This window comes from Burkholderia sp. Ac-20349 (assembly GCF_017104865.1).
GTDB classification, from domain to species: domain Bacteria; phylum Pseudomonadota; class Gammaproteobacteria; order Burkholderiales; family Burkholderiaceae; genus Burkholderia; species Burkholderia aenigmatica.
In genome coordinates this window covers 13,416-32,638 of the sequence record NZ_JAAGPM010000066.1, presented here as the reverse complement: position 1 = coordinate 32,638, position 19,223 = coordinate 13,416, and the positions used below count along the sequence as shown (strand labels likewise).

Genomic DNA, 19,223 nt, shown 5'->3' with positions numbered 1-19,223 from the left:
CGCATGTTCGGCAAACTCACACTCTCGGCGATCCCGTTCGATCAGCCCATCATCATGGGGGCCGGTGCCTTCATGGGGCTGGTCGTGCTGGGCATTCTCGCCGCGCTGACGATCACCGGCCGGTGGAAATGGCTGTGGACGGAATGGCTGACCACGGTCGACCACAAGAGACTCGGCGTGATGTACATCATCGTCGCGCTGATCATGCTGCTGCGCGGCTTCGCCGACGCGATCATGATGCGCATGCAGCTCGCGCTCGCGTACAACGGGCCCGGCTACCTGCCGCCGCACCACTATGACCAGGTCTTCACGGCTCACGGCGTGATCATGATCTTCTTCATGGCGATGGTGTTCATGGTTGGCCTGATGAACCTGATCGTGCCGCTGCAGATCGGCGCGCGCGATGTCGCATTCCCGTTCATCAACTCGCTCTCGTTCTGGATGACGGCCGTCAGCGCGATCCTGATCAACGTTTCGCTCGTGATCGGTGAATTCGCTCAGACCGGCTGGCTCGCATATCCGCCGCTGTCGGAGCTGCAGTTCAGTCCGGGGGTAGGGGTCGACTACTACCTGTGGGCGCTGCAGATCTCGGGCGTCGGCACGCTGCTGACCGGCGTGAACTTCTTCGTGACGATCATCAAGATGCGCGCGCCGGGCATGACGCTGATGAAGATGCCGGTGTTCACGTGGACCGCGCTCTGCACGAACGTGCTGATCATGGCGTCGTTCCCGATCCTGACCGCGACGCTCGCGCTGCTCGGCCTCGACCGTTACCTCGGCATGCACTTCTTCACGAACGAAGCCGGCGGCAACGCGATGCTGTACCTGAACCTGATCTGGGCATGGGGTCACCCTGAGGTGTACATCCTGATCCTGCCGGCGTTCGGCATTTTCTCGGAAGTCATCGCGACGTTCGCGAAGAAGCCGCTGTTCGGCTACAAGACGATGGTGTATGCGACCTGCGCGATCATGGTGCTGTCGTTCCTCGTGTGGCTGCACCACTTCTTCACGATGGGCTCGGGTGCGAACGTGAACGCGTTCTTCGGCATCATGACGATGATCATCGCGATCCCGACCGGCGTGAAGGTGTTCAACTGGCTGTTCACGATGTACCGCGGCCGGATCGAATTCACGACGCCCGTGCTGTGGACGATCGGCTTCATGGTCACGTTCACGCTCGGCGGCATGACCGGCGTGATGATGGCGATTCCCGGCGCGGACTTCGTGCTGCACAACAGCCTGTTCCTGATCGCGCACTTCCACAACGTGATCATCGGCGGCGTGCTGTTCGGTTATCTCGCGGGCTTCAACTACTGGTTCCCGAAGGCGTTCGGCTTCAAGCTGAACGAGAAGCTCGGCAAGGCCGCGTTCTGGTTCTGGCAGATCGGTTTCTACGTTGCATTCGTGCCGCTCTACGTGCTCGGCTTCATGGGCATGACGCGCCGGATCAACCACTACGACAACCCGGCCTGGCATCCGTGGCTGCTGGTCGCCGCATTCGGCGCCGTGCTGATCGCGATCGGCATCGCGTGCCAGCTGCTGCAACTGGTGGTCAGCATCCGTAACCGCAACCTGCCCGAGTACCGCGACACGACGGGCGATCCGTGGGGTGGCCGCACGCTGGAGTGGGCGACCTCGTCGCCGCCGGCCGACTACAACTTCGCGGTGATCCCGCAGGTGCGCACGCTCGACGCGTATGCGGACATGAAGGCACGCGGCGAAGGCCGGCCGAACCCGGCGTCGATTCGCGACATCCACATGCCGTCGAATACCTGCGCGGGCCTCGTGATCGCGATCTTCAGCCTGGTGCTCGGCTTCGCGCTGGTGTGGCACATCTGGTGGATGGCGATCGGCGGGCTCGTCGGGATCATCGCGACGCTCGTGATCTACAGCTCGCGCAATAACGACGGCTATTACATCCCCGCGTCGACAGTGCGGAAGATCGAAGACAAGCAGCCGACGAAGCGCGTGGCTGCGCGCGTCGACGACGTGGAACTGGAGGCCAACTGATGTTGCAGAAAACCTTGAGCGCGACCCTGCTCGAGCACGACGACCATCCGCCGTCGCACTCGGTGTTCGGGTTCTGGCTGTACCTGATGACCGACTGCGTGATCTTCGCGGCGCTGTTCGCGACGTTCGCGGTGCTCGGCCACCAGTATGCGGGCGGCCAGACCGCGAAAGACCTGTTCGACATTCCGGGCGTCGCGGTGGAAACCGCCGCGCTGCTGCTGTCGAGCATCACGTACGGTTTCGCGATGCTCGCGGCGTACAAGCAGCGGCGCGGTGCGCTGCTCGCGTGGCTCGCGGTGACGTTCGTGCTCGGCGCGGCGTTCCTCGCGATGGAACTGCGCGAGTTCTCGCACCTGATCGCGGAAGGCGCGGGCCCGCAACGCAGCGCGTTCCTGTCGGCGTTCTTCACGCTGGTCGGCACGCACGGGCTGCACGTGACGGCCGGCCTGCTGTGGATGATCGTGCTCGCCGGGCAGATCGTGTTCCGCGGCGGCGACCTGACCGATCGCGACCTGCGACGCCTGACGTGCCTGAGCCTCTTCTGGCACTTCCTCGACATCGTGTGGATCTGCGTGTTTTCCTTTGTCTATCTCGCGAGCGTGATCTAAATGGCCCATTCGCATTCGTCTCAACTCGAAGAAGGGCACGGCAGCGTCGGCGGCTACTTCGCCGGTTTCATCCTGTCGGTGCTGCTCACGGCCGCGTCGTTCGGCCTCGTGATGGGCGGCGTGCTGTCGCCGCACGCGTCGCTGATCGCGCTTGCCGTGCTCGCGTTCGTGCAGATCGTCGTGCACCTCGTGTACTTCCTGCACATGAACGGCTCGTCGGGCCAGCGCTGGAACGTGATGGCGTTCAGCTACACGGTGCTGACCGCGGCGATCCTGATCATCGGCACGCTGTGGGTGATGCACAACGTCAGCATGAACATGATGTCGCGCTGAGCGGCATCGCGGCGCAGCGGTCGAATTCCATGCGCTTTCGTGAACAAAAGGCGGCACGCGAGTGCCGCCTTTTTGTTTTTTCCGGCCGGGATGCGCCGGGCAGCGGGGTCAGTGCGGGGTGCCGGCATCGGCCGTCAGCGCATGCGTGCAGTCCGCACGGTACTCGGCGGCGAGCCGATGCTTCGCACCGTCGAGATCGTCGGGGTAGTAGGGGCTCGCGTGCGCGGGATCGTAGCCGACCTGTTCGAGTTCGGTCAGTTCGCGCACGAGGTCGGTACGCGTGACGTCGTGGCCGGTGTGGACGAACGGGTAAGTGTTGCATTCCTGCGGCGTCAGGTGAGGTGCCGCGAACGCGGCGGTGCTGGCGCATGCGAGCAGCATGCAGGCGACGGTAGTCGACAGTTTCATCCGGTGGCTCCTGGTTTCGCGGCCCGATGCCGCATGACGTCAGCGTAGGCGGCACGCGCGACGGGGCGGGCGACGCCCGGATGAAACATCTTTTACCCGTGCGCCGAGGGGCCGGATGAAGCAATTTTCATGTAACGCCGGACGGCGACCGGGTCGTCTACGATAGTCGCGGGCGCATGGCGTGCGCCCGTCATGACGTTCATTGCGAGGGCAACCATGCGAGTACTGACGGTCGAGGATGATGCGGTGACCGCGAACGAAATCGTCGGCGAACTGACCGCGCGCGGGTTCGAGGTCGAGTGGATCGACAACGGCCGCGAAGGCATGTTGCGCGCGATGAGCGCATCGTACGACGCGATCACGCTCGACCGGATGCTGCCGGGCGCGGACGGCCTCGCGATCCTGACCGCGATGCGCACGGTCGGCATCGATACGCCGGTGCTGATGCTGAGCGCGCTCGGCGATGTCGACGAGCGCATCCGCGGGTTGCGCGCGGGCGGCGACGATTACCTGACGAAGCCGTTCGATTCCGGCGAGCTGAGCGCCCGCATCGAGGTGCTGCTGCGTCGCCGGCAGGCGTCGGGCGTGCCGCAGCAGACGCTGTTGAAGGTCGGCGCGCTCGAGCTCGACCTCATTTCGCGCTGCGCGCGTCGCGGGGCCGACGAGATTCCGCTGTTGCCGACCGAATTCCGCGTGCTCGAATTCATGATGCGCAATGCGGGCCAGACGATCACGCGCACGATGCTGTTCGAGACCGTGTGGGGCTATCACTTCGATCCCGGCACCAACCTGATCGACGTCCACATGGGCCGGTTGCGCAAGAAGATCGATCCGCCCGGCGCGAATCCGATGATCCAGACGGTGCGCGGCTCGGGCTACATGCTCGCGTGACGGAGGCCAGGATGGATGCGGCTCGCGCGGCGAACTTCACGCGCCGCTGGCACACGACGACGTTTCGCTGGCTGTGCGCGTATGCGGCGATCTTCTCGGTTTCGCTGCTGCTGCTCGCGGGCGTGATCAGCGTGGCCGCGACGCACACGATGACGCGCGACACCGACGAAGTGCTCGCGTGGCAACTGATCTATTTCGATTCGATTCCCGATGCCGAACTGCCGCTCGCGATCCACCGGCGGCTCGAGCACGAGCACATGCATACCAGCTTCTACGGGCTGTTCGACGCGAACGGGCGCCGCGTGGCCGGGGACATTGCAACGCTGCCCGCACTGCGCACGGATCGCGACGGGCGCACGTTGAACCGCACGCTTGCCCCGCTCGACGGCCAGCCTGCGCCGATCACGCGCGCGATGGCCGTACGCCGCGACAACGGGATGACGCTGGTGGTCGCGCGCGACCTGTCGCATTTCATCCAGATCCGCGATGTCGCGATCCGCGGGCTCGTGATCGGCGGCGTGATGATCCTGATCGCGGGCATCGCGGGCGGCAGCATGCTCGGCATGCGGCAGATGCGCCGCGTCGCCGCGATCCGGCGCGTCACGCGGCAGATCGCCGAGGGCGATCTCGGCAAGCGGCTGCCGGTCGGACGCCATGACGAACTCGACCTGCTCGCACATCTCGTGAACCACATGCTCGACGAAGTCGAGCGGCTGATGGGCGAGGTGCGTCATACCTGCGACGGTATCGCGCACGATCTGCGCACGCCGCTCGCCCGCGTGCACACGATGCTGGCCCGGCTCGCGGAGCAGCCGTTTTGCGCGGACGACCCTGCGTCGTCGGCACTGCTCGCGTCGGCGCGCGACGAGACCGACCGGTTGCTCGAGCGCTTTCGCGCAATGCTGCGCATCTCCGAGATCGGCACGCTGAGCCGGCGCGGCGGCTTCGCCGCGGTCGACGTCACGGTGTTGCTGCGCGACGTCTGCGAGCTCTACGAACCGCTGGCCGAAGCCGTCGACGTGTCGTTCGAACTCGACGCGACACCGGTCGACCGTATTCATGGCGATCGCGCATTGCTGTTCGAGGCGTTCAGCAATCTCGCGGACAACGCGATCAAGTTCACGCCGCCAGGCGGGCGCGTGCGCGTCGCGCTCCATGCGACACCGAGCGGTCCGCTCGTGCGGTTCGAAGACACCGGGCCCGGCATCCCGCCCGATGAGCGCGACGCGGTGCTCGAGCGCTTCTATCGTGGCGAGCGCACGCGCCATGTGAGCGGCTCGGGACTGGGACTGAGCATCGTCTCGGCGGTGATGCGCGTGCACGGCTTCGAGTTGAGAATCGGCGATGCGCCACTGGCCGGTGCGGCGATCACGGTCGAGTGCTGGCCGCGCTCGCTCGCATGAAGGCGTCAGGGAACCGTCGATGCGCATCCTGCTGATTTCCCCGCCGAACCCGGAAGCCACGCGGCTCGACAAGGCATTTCGCGAGAGCACGCATGGCGTCGAACGCGTCGACGGATGGCGCGATGGCTGCTTCGTGGCGACGCAGGAGCGGTTCGATGCCATCGTGATCGTGGCGTCCGACACGGCTGCCGGCCCGGCGATCCTCGATGCGCTGCCGCGACTCGCCGCATCGGCCGAAGGCGCGACGATTGCGACGATCGTGGCCGGCGCGACAGCCGCGCAACGCGCGCAGATGCTGCAGGCCGGCTGCGACGTGTGTCTGGCGCATCCGTGTTCGTTCGTGGAACTGCATGAGCGGTTGCGCGCGCTGTGGCGCCGCACGGGCGTCATCGCGATGCGCGAGTCGGTCCGGCTCGACGCGGCCACACGCGCGCTCGAAGAGCCTGGCCGGCGGCTGGCGCTCAGCACACGGGAATTCCGTCTCGTCGAATGCCTGCTGCGCGAAGCGGGGCGGCCGGTCGGGCGCGATGCCGTGCTGCGTTATGCGTGGGGCGATGCCGATGTCGAGCCCGAGACGGTCAACGCGCTGGTCGTGCGGTTGAGGCGCAAGCTGGCCGCGCATGCCTTTTCCGCGCGGATCGAGACGGTCGCACGATTCGGGTTCAGGTTCGACCCGGGCGGATGACGACGCGGGATCGCGTCGCGCGTGAGGATGGCACGCATGCCGCGCGTCGCGCGGCATGTTCGATTGCGTGCGGTCAGTGCGAATAGAGTTCGCGGTTGAGCTGCGCGAGCTGGCCGTCGCGTTCGGCGCGGACGAGCTGGCGATAGACTTGCGCGCGTGTCAGCGGCGTTGCCGGCCGTGGGTTCCATGCCGGTTGTTGCGACGACAACGGTGCAGTCGTGGTCGCGGCGAGCGTCTGCGGTGCAGCCGCGGTGTCGGGCTGCGTCGCGCTGGCCCGGCCGGGCAGCGCGATGCAGAGCGCGGAAAGGGCGGTGGCGGACATCAATGTCTTCATGGCGTGATCCTTGTCGAAGGTCGAAGGCCGGTGTCGCGGATGCGGTGCCGGCCTGAAACACGTTATCGGGTGCGCCCCTGCGGGCGCCCGGCGTGCCGATGAAGAAACGTTCATGAACGCGCGTCGTGCCAGCCGCCGCCGAGCGCGCGCACGAGCCCGACGGATGCCTGCAGGCGTCGGGCGTCGACGTCGAGCGACGCGATCTGCGTATCGAGTTCGGTCGTCTGCGCGGTGACCACGTCGAGATAGCTGACCGCGCCGTCGCGATAGCGCGACATCGCCAGCGCAAGCGAATGCCGCGCCGCGACGAGCGCCGCGTCGTCCTGGTCCGATTCGTCGCCGAGGCGGTGCAACTGCGCAAGATCGTCCTCGACCTGGCGGAACGCCTGCAGCACGACGGCGCGATAGCGTGCGCCCTGTTCGTCGAACTGCGCACGCGCGTTGCGTACGCCGGCGGCACGCTGTCCGCCGTCGAACAGCGTCATGGCGAGACGCGGTCCGATCGACCAGATCTCGTTTGGCGCAGCGAGCCACGGCGAAAACGTATTGCTCTGGAAGCCGGCGTCGAGGCCGAGCGACAGGTCGGGAAAGTAGGCGGCGCGTGCGACGCCGATCCGCGCGTTCGCGGCCGCGACACGGCGTTCGGCGGCCGCGATGTCCGGCCGGCGTTCGAGCAGCGTCGACGCGAGCCCGGTCGGAATCGACGGCACGCCCGGCAGCGCAGCAGCGGGCGGCAGCGAGAACGTCGACGCGGATGCGCCGACGAGTGCCGCGATCGCATGCTCGTCGAGCGCGCGACGGGCCGCGATGTCGGACGCGCGCGCTTGTGCGAGCGCGAGTTGAGTTTGCGCACGCGATACATCGAGCCCCGACGCGAGGCCGCCGCGATGGCGGCTGACCGTCAGTTGCCATGCACGGCGGTACGTGTCGATCGTTTGCGCGAGCGTGTCCGCTTCACGGTCGAGTCCCGCGAGGTTGAAGTAGGTGCTGGCGACGCCGGCCTGCAGGCTGAGCCGGACCGACGCGAGGTCGTCGTCGGCCGCCTGCGCGTCGTCGCGGCCGGCTGCGACCGTGTTGCGGACCTTGCCCCACAGATCGACGTCGTAGTCGAATCCCGCTTCGAGCGTGTTCGACTCATAAGTGTCGGGCTGGCCGCTGCCGCGCAGCGGGCGGCGCGCTGACTGGCGGTCGCGGTCGGTCTCGGCATCGATACCCACGGTCGGCAGCAATGCCGCATGCGCCTCGTCGAACAGCGCGGCGGCTTCGTCGTGCCGCGCGACGGCGGCGGCCAGGTCGGGATTCGCGCGTGCCACGAGCGGTTCGAGCCGGTCGAGTGTCGCGTCGCCGTACACGCGCCACCAGCCGTCACGTGGCAGACGATCGGCCGGTGCGGCATCGACCCATGCACCCGTTTCGCGAAACGCGGTCGGCACGGGAACGGCCGGCGCGCGATAGGTCGGCGCCAGCGAGCAGCCGGCGAGCAGCGCGACACTGCCCAGGCACACAGCGAGCAGACGGTCAGCCATGCGCACGCTCCGTCGTCGCGGCGCTGGCGAGTCGCACGGGATCGCCGTCCGCGAGCGAATCGGGTGGATTGTCGATCACGCGGTCGCCAGCCGCGAGCCCCGACGCGATCTCGACGCGCGTGCCGAGATCGGTCGCGATCGATACGTTGCGCAGCCGCGCATGCCCGCTTGCATCGAGCACGGCAACTTGCAGCCCGTCGTGGCGGAAGATCAGCGTGCTGGCCGGAATCGTCAGCGCATGCGCGGCGCCGGGCATCGCGATCCGCACCTGCGCGTATTCGCCCGGGAACAGCGTGCCCGCCGGGTTGGCGATCGAGAATTGCGCGAGCAGCGTGCCGGAGGCCGGGTCGATCGATTGCGCGGAATCGGCGAGCGTGGCGTCGAACGTCATGCCGGGGCGCTCGGGGACCGTCAGCGCGACACGCATGCCTGCGCGAATCGCGGCCGCGTCGTCTTGCGGGACGTGGACGTACAGTCGCAGCCGTCGCGCATCCGAGACGGTGAAGAGCTCGGCGCCGTTGCCGCTGCCCGCATCGATCAGCGCGCCGACATCGGTCTTGCGGGCCGTCACGATGCCGTCGAACGGCGCGGTGAGCCGCTTGAACGACTCGAGCGCTTCGAGCCGTCGCACGTTGGCGGTGCTCGCCGCGACGGCCGCGCGTTTGGCGTCGAGATCGCTGCGTTTCTCGTCGGCTTCCTGCTGCGAGACGGAATCCTGCGCGAGCATCTCGGCCCAGCGGGCGGCCGTGACGGCCGCAAGCCGTTCGTTCGCCGTGGCGCTTTGAAGGTCGGCGCGTGCCTGCTGCAACTGCTGGTCGAGATCGGGCGTGTCGATCGACGCAAGCAACTGGCCGGCCTTCACATGCGCGCCGATGTCGGCATACCACGCGTGCAGATAGCCGGGCACGCGCGCGTAGATCGGTGCGTCGACGTACGCGTCGAGCCGGCCGGGCAGCACCAGCGCGTCGGCCCCGGCCGGCTGCGGTGCCACCGTCGCGACGGTCGGGATCGCCTGTTGCACGGTCCAGGCGGCCACCGCGTGCGCATCGTGCATGCGTGCGACGAGCCCGGCCGCCGCGACGGCGAGCGCGGCGACGGCGCCCGCGATCGCGAGCGGTTTCAGATAGCGCGGCGTGCCAGGGGGGCGGACGTCGAATTCAGTGGACATGCTGTTCTCCCGGAGTGAGGGGCAGGGATTCGGAACGAGGCGCGCGATCGCGCCGGTGGACGAGGCTGAACACGACGGGTACGAACACCAGCGTCGCGACGGTCGCGCACAGCAGGCCGCCGATGACCGCGCGGCCGAGCGGCGCGTTCTGCTCCCCGCCGTCGCCGAGACCGAGCGCCATCGGCGCCATGCCGATGATCATCGCGAGCGCGGTCATCATCACGGGCCGAAAGCGCGTGAAGCCGGCCTCGAGCGCGGCGACGGCCGCGTCGGCGGTATGCGCGAGCCGTTCGCGCGCAAAGGTCACGACGAGGATGCTGTTCGCGGTCGCGACCCCCATGCACAGAATCGCGCCGGTCAGTGCCGGCACCGACAGCGGCGTGCGCGTGACGAACAGCATCCAGACGATGCCGGCGAGCGCCGCGGGCAGGCCGCTCACGATCACGAATGCGTCGCGCCACGAATGGAAGTTGACGACGATCAGCAGGTAGATCAGCAGGATCGCGCCGGCGAGGCCCGCGAGCAGCCCGCCGAATGCGCTGTTCATCGTCTGTACCTGGCCGCGCACGGTGACGCGCGATCCCTTGGGCAAGCCGGCCGCGCTGTCGCGCAGCACGCGTTCGATGTCGGCGCTGACCGCACCGAGATCGCGATCCTGCGTCGTCGCGAAGATGTCGTACAGCGGTGCGATGTCGTAGTGCGACGCGACCGCGTCGGTCTGTCCGCGCACGATCGTCGCGAGACCGCCGAGCAGTTGCGGCGCGCCCGTGCGGCCCGTGACGGGCAGCGCGCGCAGGTCCGACAGCGACGTCATCCGGTACTGGGGCGTCTGCGCGACGATCGGATACGACACGCCGTTGTGTGGATCGAGCCAGTAGGTCGGCGACACCTGGCTCGTGCCGGACAGGCTCGCCACCACGGCATTGGTGACATCCTGCTCGGTGATGCCGAGTTGCGCGGCACGCGTGCGGTCGACCGATACCGTGAACTGCGGATAGGTCGACGCCTGCTGGACGCGCGCGTCGGCAACCCCGGGCACGCGGCGGATACGCCGCAACAGCGCGGTGGCATAGGCGCGGTTGGCGGCACGGTCGGGGCCCGTCACCTGCACGTCGATCGGGGCGGGCGCGCCGAAGTTGAGGATCTGGCTCACGATGTCGGCGGGCAGGAACGAGAACGTCGCGCCGGGAAACGTGCGCGGCAGCACCGTACGCAACTGCTTGACGTAGTCGGCCGTCGGCGCGTGGTCGCCCGTGAGCGACACGAGGATGTCGCCGTCCTGCGGGCCGATCGTGCCGCTGTTGCTGTACGTGAGGTTGATCCCGCTGTTCGGCAGCCCCATGTTGTCGACGATGCTCGCGACCGCGCGCGGCGGCACGACGCGGCGCACCGTCTGCTCGACGTGGTCGAACAAGGCGGCCGTTTCCTCGATGCGCGTGCCGATCGGTGCGCGCACGTGGATCGCGATTTCGCCCGCGTCGACCGACGGGAAGAAATTGCGGCCGAGCCACGGCACCAGCACGAACGACACCGCGACCGCGGCCAGGAACAACGCGACGAAGCGTGCGCGATGGGCGAGTGCGAGGCCGAGCACCGTGCGGTAGCCGGCGCGCAACGCGGCGAAGCGGCGTTCGAACCCCTGCTGGAACGCGACGAGCGGATTGCGCGAGTGCGGCGGCGGGAACGGCGCGCCGTGTGGCGCGAGCACGGCTTCCGGATGCGCGGCATGCGGCTTCAACAGGTAACGGGCCATCATCGGCACGAACGTGCGCGACAGCACGAACGACGCGATCATCGCGAAGATCACGGCTTCGGCCATCGGCACGAACAGGAAGCGGGCCACGCCATCGAGCAGCAGCATCGGCACGAACACGATGCAGATGCACAGCAGCGACACGAAGGCCGGCGCGACGATCTGCGACGCGCCGTCGAGGATCGCATCGCGCACGTTCTTGCCCTGTTCGAGGTGCCAGTTGACGTTCTCGATCGTGACGGTGGCATCGTCGACGAGAATGCCGACCGCGAGCGCGAGTCCGCCGAGCGTCATCACGTTGAGCGTCTCGCCCGCGGCCGCGAGCGCCGCGATCGAGGCCAGCACCGCGAGCGGAATGGAGGCGGCGATGATCAGCGTCGAGCGCCAGCTGCCGAGGAACAGCAGGATCATCGCGGACGTGAGCGCGGCGGCGATCAGACCTTCGCGCGCCACGCCGCTCACGGCGCCCTTGACGAACACGGACTGGTCGCCCATCACGACGAGCCTGAGCGACGGCGGCAGGGTCGCCTCGATGCGCGGCAACTGCGCCTTGACGCCCGAGATGATGTCGAGCGTCGACGCCGAGCCGCTTTTCAGCACGCTCATCAGCACCGCGCGACGGCCGTCGACGCGCACGATGTTGCCCTGCGGCGGATAGCCGTCGCGGACGTGCGCGACGTCGCGCATGAAGATCACCGCGCCGTTCACGGACCGGATCGGCAGCGCATTGAGCTGGTCGATGGTCAGCGGGCTGTCGTTGAGCCGGATGTTGTATTCGAAGCCGCCGATCTTCTGCGTGCCGGCCGGGATGATCTGGTTCTGCTGCGCCAGCGCGGTCGCGACGTCCTGCGCGGACAGCCCCTTGGCCTGCAGCGCCTGCGGGTCGAGATCGATCTGCACCTGGCGCACCTTGCCGCCGTACGGCGACGGAATCGCGACACCGGCGACGGACAGCAGCTGAGGCCGGATCACGTTGGTCGCGTAGTCGCCGAGCTGCTGTTCGTTCAGTGTGTCGCTCGTCAGCGCCAGCTGCAGCACGGGCACGGTCGATGCGTTGTAGTTGAGGATCTGCGGTGGCGTGGTGCCCGGCGGCATCTGCTTGAGCACGGTCTGCGAGATCGACGTGACCTGCGCGGTCGCGGTGCGGATGTCGACGGTCGGCTGGAAGAAGATCTTGACGATCCCGAAGCTGCGGAACGACTGCGACTCGATGTGCGCAACGTCGTTGACCGTCGTGCCGAGCGTGCGCTCGTAGTAGGTGACGATGCGCCCGGCCATGTCGGCCGGCTGCAGGCCCGAGTAATTCCACACGACGCTGATGACCGGAATCCGGATGTCGGGGAAGATGTCCGTCGGCGTGCGCAGCGCCGCGAGCGGCCCCGCGATCAGGATCAGCAGTGCGAGGACGATGAACGTGTAGGGGCGCGCGAGCGCCAGTCGGACGAGTTTCAGCATCGGCGAGTTCTCCGCCGGCGCGGGGCGCCGGCCTGTCAGCGAAGTGCCGAAGCGCGGCGGGAGCCCGATTCGGCTCGCGCAGTGTGCGTGGCGCCGCTTAACGCGGGGCGCGGGCCAGGATGAAAGATGTTTTAGGAAACGGGCGCGAGGGGCAGGACGGGCGTCGATTGTTACAAGACGTTAGCGCGGGCTTCTCGTTGCGATGCGGCGCATCAGTTCTTACAAAGTGGAAATATGCGGAGACGGCGCTTGCCGTTATAGTCGAATCACACATGAAACAACCAGAAGAGGAATCCATGAAGACTTTGCGTGTTGCCTCGCTCTTGACCGGTATGACGGCCTTGCTCGTGTCGGGCGCAGCAATGGCAGGAGTCAATGTCGGGATCAATCTCGGCGTTCCGGCGCCGGTCTACGTCGCGCCCGCACCCGTGTATGCGCCGCCGCCTCCGCCGCCGGTCGTCTATCAGCCTGCGCCGGTCTACGCGCCGGCCCCTGTCTACGCGCCTGGGCCGACCATCGTGATCGGCTGGCATGGCGACCGCTACTGGGACGGCCGTCGCTACTGGGGCCGTGACGAGTGGTACCGCCATCACGGCCGCGGCTGGGGTGGTGATCGCGGCGATCGTGGCCACTGGGACAACGGCCGCCACAACGGCTGGCACTGATCGGCAGGGCGCGCCCGCCTGATGCGCGCGCCCGCGATCCGCTCGTGAAGAAACCGCCCGCGTGGCGGTTTTCTTTTGGCTCGCCGGCTTGAATGGGTAGAATCGTCCCTCGTTACTACCCTCATTCGACCGACAGGGCCTCTATGACGAAGGGTTCGCCCCGGGCCGCCGCCGCGGGTGTCCGCTCCGGTGCGATGCGTGCCGTACGGGCTGCCGGCCGCACGGCCGCGGTGTTCGCGCTGCAAGCGGTGCTGGCCGCGACCGCGGCGCACGCGGCCTACGCCATTGCACAGTACGGCGAGCCGAAATATCCGCCGGGCTTCAAGCATTTCGACTACGTCAACCCCGACGCGCCGAAGGGCGGCACGCTCGTGCTGGCGAATCCGAACCGGCTGACGTCGTTCGACAAGTTCAACCCGTATACGATGCGCGGCAATGCCGCGCCGGGCATCGACATGCTGTTCGAGAGCCTCGCGACCGGCAGCTCGGACGAACCGGCGTCCGCGTACGGGCTGCTCGCCGACGACATCGACATCGCGCCGGACCGCCGTTCGGTCACGTTCCACCTGAATCCGCGCGCACGTTTCTCGAACGGCGATCGTGTCACCGCCGACGACGTCAAGTTCTCGTTCGATACGCTGAAGAGCAAGCTGGCCGCGCCGCAGTTCGGCGCGTATTTCGCGGAGATCACGAAGGCCGTGGTCGTCGATCCGGCCACCGTGCGCTTCGAGTTCCGCAGCGCGAACCGCGAACTGCCGCTGATCGCCGGCGGTGTACCGGTGTTCTCGCGCAAGTGGGGATTGCGCGCGGACGGCTCGCGCATCCCGTTCGACCAGCTCGCGTTCGAGCAGCCGATCGGCAGCGGCCCGTACCTGATCGAGCGTTACGACAACGGCCGGAACATCACCTATCGGCGCGACCCGGCATACTGGGGCGCCGACCTGCCGGTACGGGTGGGCACCAACAACTTCGAGCGGATCGCCTACAAGCTCTACGGCGAAGGTGTCGCGCGGCTCGAGGCGTTCAAGGCAGGTGAATACGATGTGCTTGTCGAGAACATTGCGCGCAATTGGGTGCGGCAGGATATCGGCAAGCGTTTCGACAGTGGCGAGTTGATCAAGCGCGAGTTTCGGCAGCACAACGGCGCGGGCATGCAGGGTTTCTTCATGAACCTGCGCCGGCCGCTGTTTCGCGATGTGCGTGTGCGCCAGGCGCTCGATCTCGCGCTCGACTTCGAATGGCTGAACCGTCAACTGTTCTATGGCGCTTATACGCGCCTCGACAGTTACTTTGCCGATACCGACTTGCAGGCAACCGGCTTGCCGGGGGCGGGCGAACTCAAGCTGCTTGAACCGTTGCGCGCGCAACTCGATCCGGCCGTGTTCGGTCCGATGGTCGTGCAGCCGAGTACGAACCCGCCCAATTCGCTGCGCGCGAACTTGCTGAAGGCGCGTGCGTTGCTCGAGCAGGCGGGCTGGACCTATCGTGACGGCGCGTTGCGCAATGCGCAAGGAGAGCCCTTCACATTCGAGATCCTTGACGACGCGGGCTCCCCGTTCAAGGCGATCGTGGCGGCTTACCAGCGCAATCTTGCGAAGCTCGGCATCGACGTACGCTTTCGCACGGCCGATTACGCGTTGCTGCAAAAGCGCCTGGACGCGTTTGACTACGACGTGACACCGATCCGTTACGTCGGGGTGCAGGTGCCGGGTGCCGAGCAGTTCGCACGATATGCCAGCAAGTTCGCGGATGAGCCGGGGTCGGACAATGTCATTGGCCTGAAGTCACCGGCCGTCGACGTACTGCTGCACGCGCTCGCCGTCGCGCAGACGCGCGACGAGCTGCTCGACGCGACGCACGCGCTCGACCGCGTGCTGATGCACGGCTACTACGCGGTCCCGCAGTGGTACAGCACGACGCACCGGATCGCGTACAAGCGCACGCTTGCCTATCCGCAGACGCTGCCGCTGTACTATTCGGCCGAGGGCTGGGTCGTGTCGACCTGGTGGGCGAAGCCCGATCACTGAGCCACGCCGCCCTAACGTCCAACCCCGCCTACCGATCGCGAGTCGACGCCCTATGTGGAGCTACATCCTCAAACGCCTGCTGCTGATGATCCCGACGCTCATCGGCGTGCTGACCCTCACGTTCGCGGTGATCCAGTTCGTGCCGGGCGGCCCCGTCGAACAGGCCGTGCAGGAATTGCGCAAGGGCGCGACGGAACCGGGTGCGGCGCCATTCGGGATGCGTGCGCATACCGGCGTCGACGCGCAGCAGCTCGCGCAGCTCAAGGCGCTGTACGGTTTCGACAAACCGCCGCTCGAACGCTACTGGCTGATGCTGAAGCGCTTCGCACGCTTCGATCTCGGCGACAGCTACTTCCGCCACCAGAGCGTGTGGTCGCTGATCGTGCAGAAGCTGCCTGTGTCGATCAGCATCGGTTTGTGGACGTTCTTCCTCACGTACCTCATATCGGTGCCGCTCGGCATCGCGAAGGCGGTGCGCAACGGTTCGCCGTTCGACGTCGCGACGAGCCTCGTCGTGCTCGTCGGCTATGCGATTCCGGGCTTCGTGCTCGGCGTGCTGCTGCTCGTGCTGTTCGGCGGCGGCTCGTTCTGGCAGCTGTTCCCGCTGCGCGGGCTCACGTCGGACAACTTCGCCCAGCTGTCGCTCGTCGGCAAGGTGCTCGATTACCTGTGGCACATCGCGCTGCCGATCACGGCCTCGGTCGTCGGCAGCTTCGCGGTCGTCACGATGCTCACGAAGAATGCGTTCCTCGACCAGATCCGCCGGCAATACGTGCTGACCGCGCGCGCGAAGGGGCTCTCCGAGCGCAGCGTGCTGTGGAAGCACGTGTTCCGCAACGCGATGCTGCCGCTGATCGTCGGCTTCCCGGCTGCGTTCATCGGCGCGTTCTTCACCGGCAGCCTGCTGATCGAGACGCTGTTCTCGCTCGACGGCCTCGGGCTGCTGTCGTACGAATCGGTCGTGCGGCGCGACTATCCGGTCGTGCTCGGCACGCTGTACCTGTTCACGCTGATCGGGCTCGCGACCAAGCTGATCTCCGATCTCTGCTATGTGTGGGTCGATCCGCGCATTCAATTCGACACCCTGGAGCGCTGACATGAAACCGTCCGTCTGCATGCCCGGCGTCACCGGGCGAGGTGCGCGATGAACCGGACCGTCGTGTCTTCCCGCATCGACGTGGCGCGCGCCCGCGTGTCGCCGTCGCCCGCGCGCCGCGTATGGCAACGCTTCCGGCAGCAGCGCCTCGGCTACTGGAGCTTCGTGATCTTTTTCGTGGCCTTCGCCGCGAGCGTGGCCGCGCCGCTGTGGTCGAACGACAAGCCGCTCGTCGTGCGTTACGACGGCCAGTACTATTTCCCGCTGTTCCATGCGTATCCGGAGACGACCTTCGGCGGCGATTTCCCGACACCGGCCGACTATCTCGATCCGTATGTGCGCAAGCGGCTCGAGGCACCCGGCAACTTCGTCGTCTACCCGCCGAACCGTTACTACTACGACACGCTGAACTACTTCTCGAACGTGCCGAACCCTGCGCCGCCGTCGCGCGCGAACTGGCTCGGCACCGACGCGCAGGGGCGTGACCTGCTTGCGCGGCTCGTGTACGGGTTCCGCGTGTCGGTCGAGTTCGGGCTGATCCTGACCGTGATCGGCACGCTGCTCGGAATCGCGGCGGGCGCCGTGCAGGGCTTCTTCGGCGGACGCATCGACATCGTCGGGCAGCGGCTGATCGAGATCTGGAGCTCGCTGCCCGAGCTGTATCTGCTGATCATCTTCGCGTCGATCTTCGAGCCGAGCTTCCTGCTGCTGATCGTGCTGCTGTCGCTATTCGGCTGGATCGGGCTCGCCGATTACGTGCGCGCGGAATTCCTGCGCAACCGCACGCAGGACTACGTGCGCGCGGCGCGCGCGATGGGGCTCACGAACGGGCAGATCATCTGGCGCCACGTGCTGCCGAACAGTCTCACGCCGGTGATCACGTTCCTGCCGTTCCGGATGAGCGGCTCGATCCTGGCCCTCACGAGCCTCGATTTCCTCGGGCTCGGCGTGCCGCCGCCGACCCCGAGCCTCGGCGAGCTGCTCGCGCAGGGCAAGGGCAATCTCGACGCCTGGTGGATCTCGCTGTCGACCTTCGGCGTGCTGGTCGCGACGCTGCTGCTGCTGACCTTCATGGGCGACGCGCTGCGCAACGCACTCGACACGCGGATCGCCGATTCGGTGCGCGCGGCGGGAGGCCAGCGATGAGCGAACCGGTCGTATCGACGCAGCAAGCGCCGCTGCTGTCGCTCGAGCATCTGCACGTGCGCTTCGGCGACACGGTCGCGGTGGACGACGTGACGCTCGCGATCGGCCGCGGCGAGCGCGTCGCGCTGGTCGGCGAGTCGGGTTCTGGCAAGAGCGTCACCGCGCTGTCGATCCTGCGGCTGCTGCGCGACGCCGACGTGAGCGGCACGATCCGCTTCGCGGGGCAGGATCTGGTGGCGAAGAGCGAGCGCGAGATGCGCGGGCTGCGCGGCTCGGACATCGCGATGATCTTCCAGGAGCCGATGACGGCGCTCAACCCGCTGTATACGATCGGCGTGCAGATCGGCGAGACGATCGTGCTGCATGACGGCGTCTCGGCTGTCGAGGCACGCAAGCGGGCGATCGCGTTGCTCGCGCGCACGGGCATCGCGGAGCCGGAGAAGCGGGTCGACAGTTATCCGCACCAGTTGTCGGGCGGCCAGCGGCAGCGCGCGATGATCGCGATGGCGCTCGCGTGCCGGCCACGCCTGTTGCTCGCCGACGAACCGACCACTGCGCTCGACGTGACGATCCGCGCGCAGATCGTCGATCTGCTGCTGGAACTGCAGCGCGAGGAAGCGGAAAAGCGCGGGATGGCGATCCTGCTGATCACGCACGACCTGAATCTCGTGCGGCACTTTGCGGATCGCGTCGCGGTGATGGAGCATGGCCGGCTCGTCGAGAGCGGGCCCGTCGAGCGGATCTTCGCGGACCCCGAGCATCCGTACACGCAGCGGCTGCTGAACAGCCGGCCGCAACGCACGGTCGCGCCGGTGATGCCGATCGCGCCCGTCGTGCTCGACGCGCACCACGTGAGCGTGCAGTTCGCACGCAAGCGGCCGGGCATCGCGGGCTGGTTCGGCTCGGTGCCGGTGACGGCCGTCGCGGACGTATCGGTGTCGGTGCGGCAGGGCGAGACGCTCGGCATCGTCGGCGAATCGGGGTCAGGCAAGTCGACGCTCGCGATGGCGCTGCTCGGCCTGCAGAAGACGGCTGGCGGCACGATCGAATTCCAGGGGCGCGCGCTGTCGACCTATCGCGGCCGCGAACAGACCGCGCTGCGCTCGAACATGCAGGTCGTCTTTCAGGATCCGTTCAGTTCGCTTTCGCCGCGTCATACGATCGAGCGGATCGTCGGCGAAGGGCTCGAGCTGCATCGCCCGGACATGACGCCCGATGCGCGTCGCACGAAGTCGCTCGCGGTGCTGCGCGAAGTCGGCCTCGACCGCACGGTGCTGCACCGGTATCCGCACGAATTCTCGGGCGGGCAGCGCCAGCGGATCGCGATCGCGCGCGCGCTGGTGCTGGAGCCGCGCATCCTGATCCTCGACGAGCCGACGTCCGCGCTCGACGTGTCGATCCAGCAGCAGGTGCTGAAACTGCTCGCGAATTTGCAACAGAAATACAACCTCGGCTATGTATTCATCAGCCACGATCTCGAGGTGATCGGGGCGATGGCGCACCGCGTCGCGGTGATGCAGGGCGGGGCGATCGTGGAGTCGGGCGAGGTGGCCGACATCTTCACCAAACCGACACATCCTTACACACAAAAGCTGTTGAAAGCGGTCTGGAAAGCGTGATAGGCCGCCAATGGTCTGACCATCTCGATTGTATTTATTAATTTGTTTTGACAAACGATTACGCGCTGGCTAGTATCGACCGAAATTTTCCGCCAA

16 protein-coding genes are annotated in these 19,223 nt (G+C 67.1%); 11 read left to right on the top strand and 5 right to left on the bottom strand.

Features of this window, described 5'->3' with window-relative positions; genetic code table 11:
* Positions 1 to 3 precede the first annotated feature (3 nt).
* From cyoB to cyoD, 3 genes are read left to right on the top strand one after another with little or no spacing between them, the layout of a single operon-like run.
* The gene (gene cyoB, locus G3N61_RS21555) at positions 4 to 2,010 is read left to right on the top strand and encodes a cytochrome o ubiquinol oxidase subunit I (protein WP_089450863.1); all 2,007 of its coding nucleotides are present in this window, start codon (positions 4 to 6) and stop codon (positions 2,008 to 2,010) included.
* Positions 2,010 to 2,618, top strand: a complete 609-nt coding sequence (gene cyoC / locus G3N61_RS21550) for a cytochrome o ubiquinol oxidase subunit III (RefSeq protein WP_043189157.1) — start codon at positions 2,010 to 2,012, stop codon at positions 2,616 to 2,618. The genes cyoB and cyoC overlap by 1 nt, the downstream gene beginning before the upstream one ends.
* Complete coding sequence (cyoD, locus tag G3N61_RS21545) at positions 2,619 to 2,951, top strand: cytochrome o ubiquinol oxidase subunit IV (RefSeq protein WP_043189160.1); 333 nt, start codon at positions 2,619 to 2,621, stop codon at positions 2,949 to 2,951. It begins immediately after the preceding gene.
* Between the two features lie 108 nt (positions 2,952 to 3,059).
* On the opposite strand, the gene G3N61_RS21540 is transcribed toward cyoD, so the two are convergent.
* Positions 3,060 to 3,359, bottom strand: a complete 300-nt coding sequence (locus tag G3N61_RS21540; RefSeq protein ID WP_089450862.1) for a DUF4148 domain-containing protein — start codon at positions 3,357 to 3,359, stop codon at positions 3,060 to 3,062.
* Positions 3,360 to 3,575: 216 nt separating this feature from the next.
* On the opposite strand from G3N61_RS21540, the gene G3N61_RS21535 reads away from it, so the two are divergent.
* From G3N61_RS21535 to G3N61_RS21525, 3 genes are read left to right on the top strand one after another with little or no spacing between them, the layout of a single operon-like run.
* Positions 3,576 to 4,250, top strand: a complete 675-nt coding sequence (locus tag G3N61_RS21535) for a response regulator transcription factor (protein ID WP_043189293.1) — start codon at positions 3,576 to 3,578, stop codon at positions 4,248 to 4,250.
* Between the two features lie 11 nt (positions 4,251 to 4,261).
* Positions 4,262 to 5,653: a HAMP domain-containing sensor histidine kinase gene (locus tag G3N61_RS21530; protein ID WP_089450861.1), complete on the top strand. Its 1,392-nt coding sequence runs from the start codon at positions 4,262 to 4,264 to the stop codon at positions 5,651 to 5,653.
* Between the two features lie 19 nt (positions 5,654 to 5,672).
* The gene (locus G3N61_RS21525) at positions 5,673 to 6,338 is read left to right on the top strand and encodes a winged helix-turn-helix domain-containing protein (RefSeq protein WP_089450860.1); all 666 of its coding nucleotides are present in this window, start codon (positions 5,673 to 5,675) and stop codon (positions 6,336 to 6,338) included.
* Positions 6,339 to 6,411: 73 nt separating this feature from the next.
* On the opposite strand, the gene G3N61_RS21520 is transcribed toward G3N61_RS21525, so the two are convergent.
* The 4 genes from G3N61_RS21520 to G3N61_RS21505 form a co-directional block, all read right to left on the bottom strand.
* Positions 6,412 to 6,672, bottom strand: coding sequence for a hypothetical protein (locus G3N61_RS21520; protein ID WP_089450859.1), 261 nt, complete (start codon positions 6,670 to 6,672; stop codon positions 6,412 to 6,414).
* A gap of 110 nt (positions 6,673 to 6,782) precedes the next feature.
* Positions 6,783 to 8,198, bottom strand: a complete 1,416-nt coding sequence (locus G3N61_RS21515; RefSeq protein WP_205823530.1) for an efflux transporter outer membrane subunit — start codon at positions 8,196 to 8,198, stop codon at positions 6,783 to 6,785.
* Entirely contained in the window at positions 8,191 to 9,366 is a 1,176-nt protein-coding gene (locus G3N61_RS21510) for an efflux RND transporter periplasmic adaptor subunit (RefSeq protein WP_043189176.1), read from the bottom strand. Before G3N61_RS21510 ends, G3N61_RS21515 begins: the two co-directional genes overlap by 8 nt.
* Complete coding sequence (locus tag G3N61_RS21505) at positions 9,356 to 12,574, bottom strand: efflux RND transporter permease subunit (protein ID WP_205823529.1); 3,219 nt, start codon at positions 12,572 to 12,574, stop codon at positions 9,356 to 9,358. Before G3N61_RS21505 ends, G3N61_RS21510 begins: the two co-directional genes overlap by 11 nt.
* A gap of 296 nt (positions 12,575 to 12,870) precedes the next feature.
* On the opposite strand from G3N61_RS21505, the gene G3N61_RS21500 reads away from it, so the two are divergent.
* From G3N61_RS21500 to G3N61_RS21480, 5 genes are all read left to right on the top strand, one after another.
* On the top strand, positions 12,871 to 13,239 hold the full coding sequence (locus G3N61_RS21500) for a hypothetical protein (RefSeq protein ID WP_011352503.1): 369 nt from the start codon (positions 12,871 to 12,873) through the stop codon (positions 13,237 to 13,239).
* Between the two features lie 143 nt (positions 13,240 to 13,382).
* Positions 13,383 to 15,266, top strand: coding sequence for an extracellular solute-binding protein (locus G3N61_RS21495; protein WP_205823535.1), 1,884 nt, complete (start codon positions 13,383 to 13,385; stop codon positions 15,264 to 15,266).
* Positions 15,267 to 15,318: 52 nt separating this feature from the next.
* Entirely contained in the window at positions 15,319 to 16,362 is a 1,044-nt protein-coding gene (locus G3N61_RS21490; protein WP_043189184.1) for an ABC transporter permease subunit, read from the top strand.
* A 48-nt stretch (positions 16,363 to 16,410) separates the two neighbouring features.
* Positions 16,411 to 17,508: an ABC transporter permease gene (locus G3N61_RS21485; protein WP_205823528.1), complete on the top strand. Its 1,098-nt coding sequence runs from the start codon at positions 16,411 to 16,413 to the stop codon at positions 17,506 to 17,508.
* Positions 17,505 to 19,127: a dipeptide ABC transporter ATP-binding protein gene (locus G3N61_RS21480; protein ID WP_043189188.1), complete on the top strand. Its 1,623-nt coding sequence runs from the start codon at positions 17,505 to 17,507 to the stop codon at positions 19,125 to 19,127. Before G3N61_RS21485 ends, G3N61_RS21480 begins: the two co-directional genes overlap by 4 nt.
* Positions 19,128 to 19,223 lie beyond the last annotated feature (96 nt).

Excerpts from the sequence above, each read along its gene's own strand:
- G3N61_RS21500 (WP_011352503.1), top strand. The coding sequence starts at position 12,871 with ATGAAGACTTTGCGTGTTGCCTCGCTCTTGACCGGTATGACGGCCTTG.
- G3N61_RS21485 (WP_205823528.1), top strand. The coding sequence starts at position 16,411 with ATGAACCGGACCGTCGTGTCTTCCCGCATCGACGTGGCGCGCGCCCGC.
- G3N61_RS21515 (WP_205823530.1), bottom strand. The coding sequence starts at position 8,198 with ATGGCTGACCGTCTGCTCGCTGTGTGCCTGGGCAGTGTCGCGCTGCTC.
- G3N61_RS21530 (WP_089450861.1), top strand. The coding sequence starts at position 4,262 with ATGGATGCGGCTCGCGCGGCGAACTTCACGCGCCGCTGGCACACGACG.
- cyoC (WP_043189157.1), top strand. The coding sequence starts at position 2,010 with ATGTTGCAGAAAACCTTGAGCGCGACCCTGCTCGAGCACGACGACCAT.
- cyoB (WP_089450863.1), top strand. The coding sequence starts at position 4 with ATGTTCGGCAAACTCACACTCTCGGCGATCCCGTTCGATCAGCCCATC.
- G3N61_RS21525 (WP_089450860.1), top strand. The coding sequence starts at position 5,673 with ATGCGCATCCTGCTGATTTCCCCGCCGAACCCGGAAGCCACGCGGCTC.
- cyoD (WP_043189160.1), top strand. The coding sequence starts at position 2,619 with ATGGCCCATTCGCATTCGTCTCAACTCGAAGAAGGGCACGGCAGCGTC.
- G3N61_RS21540 (WP_089450862.1), bottom strand. The coding sequence starts at position 3,359 with ATGAAACTGTCGACTACCGTCGCCTGCATGCTGCTCGCATGCGCCAGC.
- G3N61_RS21495 (WP_205823535.1), top strand. The coding sequence starts at position 13,383 with ATGACGAAGGGTTCGCCCCGGGCCGCCGCCGCGGGTGTCCGCTCCGGT.
- G3N61_RS21480 (WP_043189188.1), top strand. The coding sequence starts at position 17,505 with ATGAGCGAACCGGTCGTATCGACGCAGCAAGCGCCGCTGCTGTCGCTC.
- G3N61_RS21520 (WP_089450859.1), bottom strand. The coding sequence starts at position 6,672 with ATGAAGACATTGATGTCCGCCACCGCCCTTTCCGCGCTCTGCATCGCG.
- G3N61_RS21505 (WP_205823529.1), bottom strand. The coding sequence starts at position 12,574 with ATGCTGAAACTCGTCCGACTGGCGCTCGCGCGCCCCTACACGTTCATC.
- G3N61_RS21510 (WP_043189176.1), bottom strand. The coding sequence starts at position 9,366 with ATGTCCACTGAATTCGACGTCCGCCCCCCTGGCACGCCGCGCTATCTG.
- G3N61_RS21490 (WP_043189184.1), top strand. The coding sequence starts at position 15,319 with ATGTGGAGCTACATCCTCAAACGCCTGCTGCTGATGATCCCGACGCTC.
- G3N61_RS21535 (WP_043189293.1), top strand. The coding sequence starts at position 3,576 with ATGCGAGTACTGACGGTCGAGGATGATGCGGTGACCGCGAACGAAATC.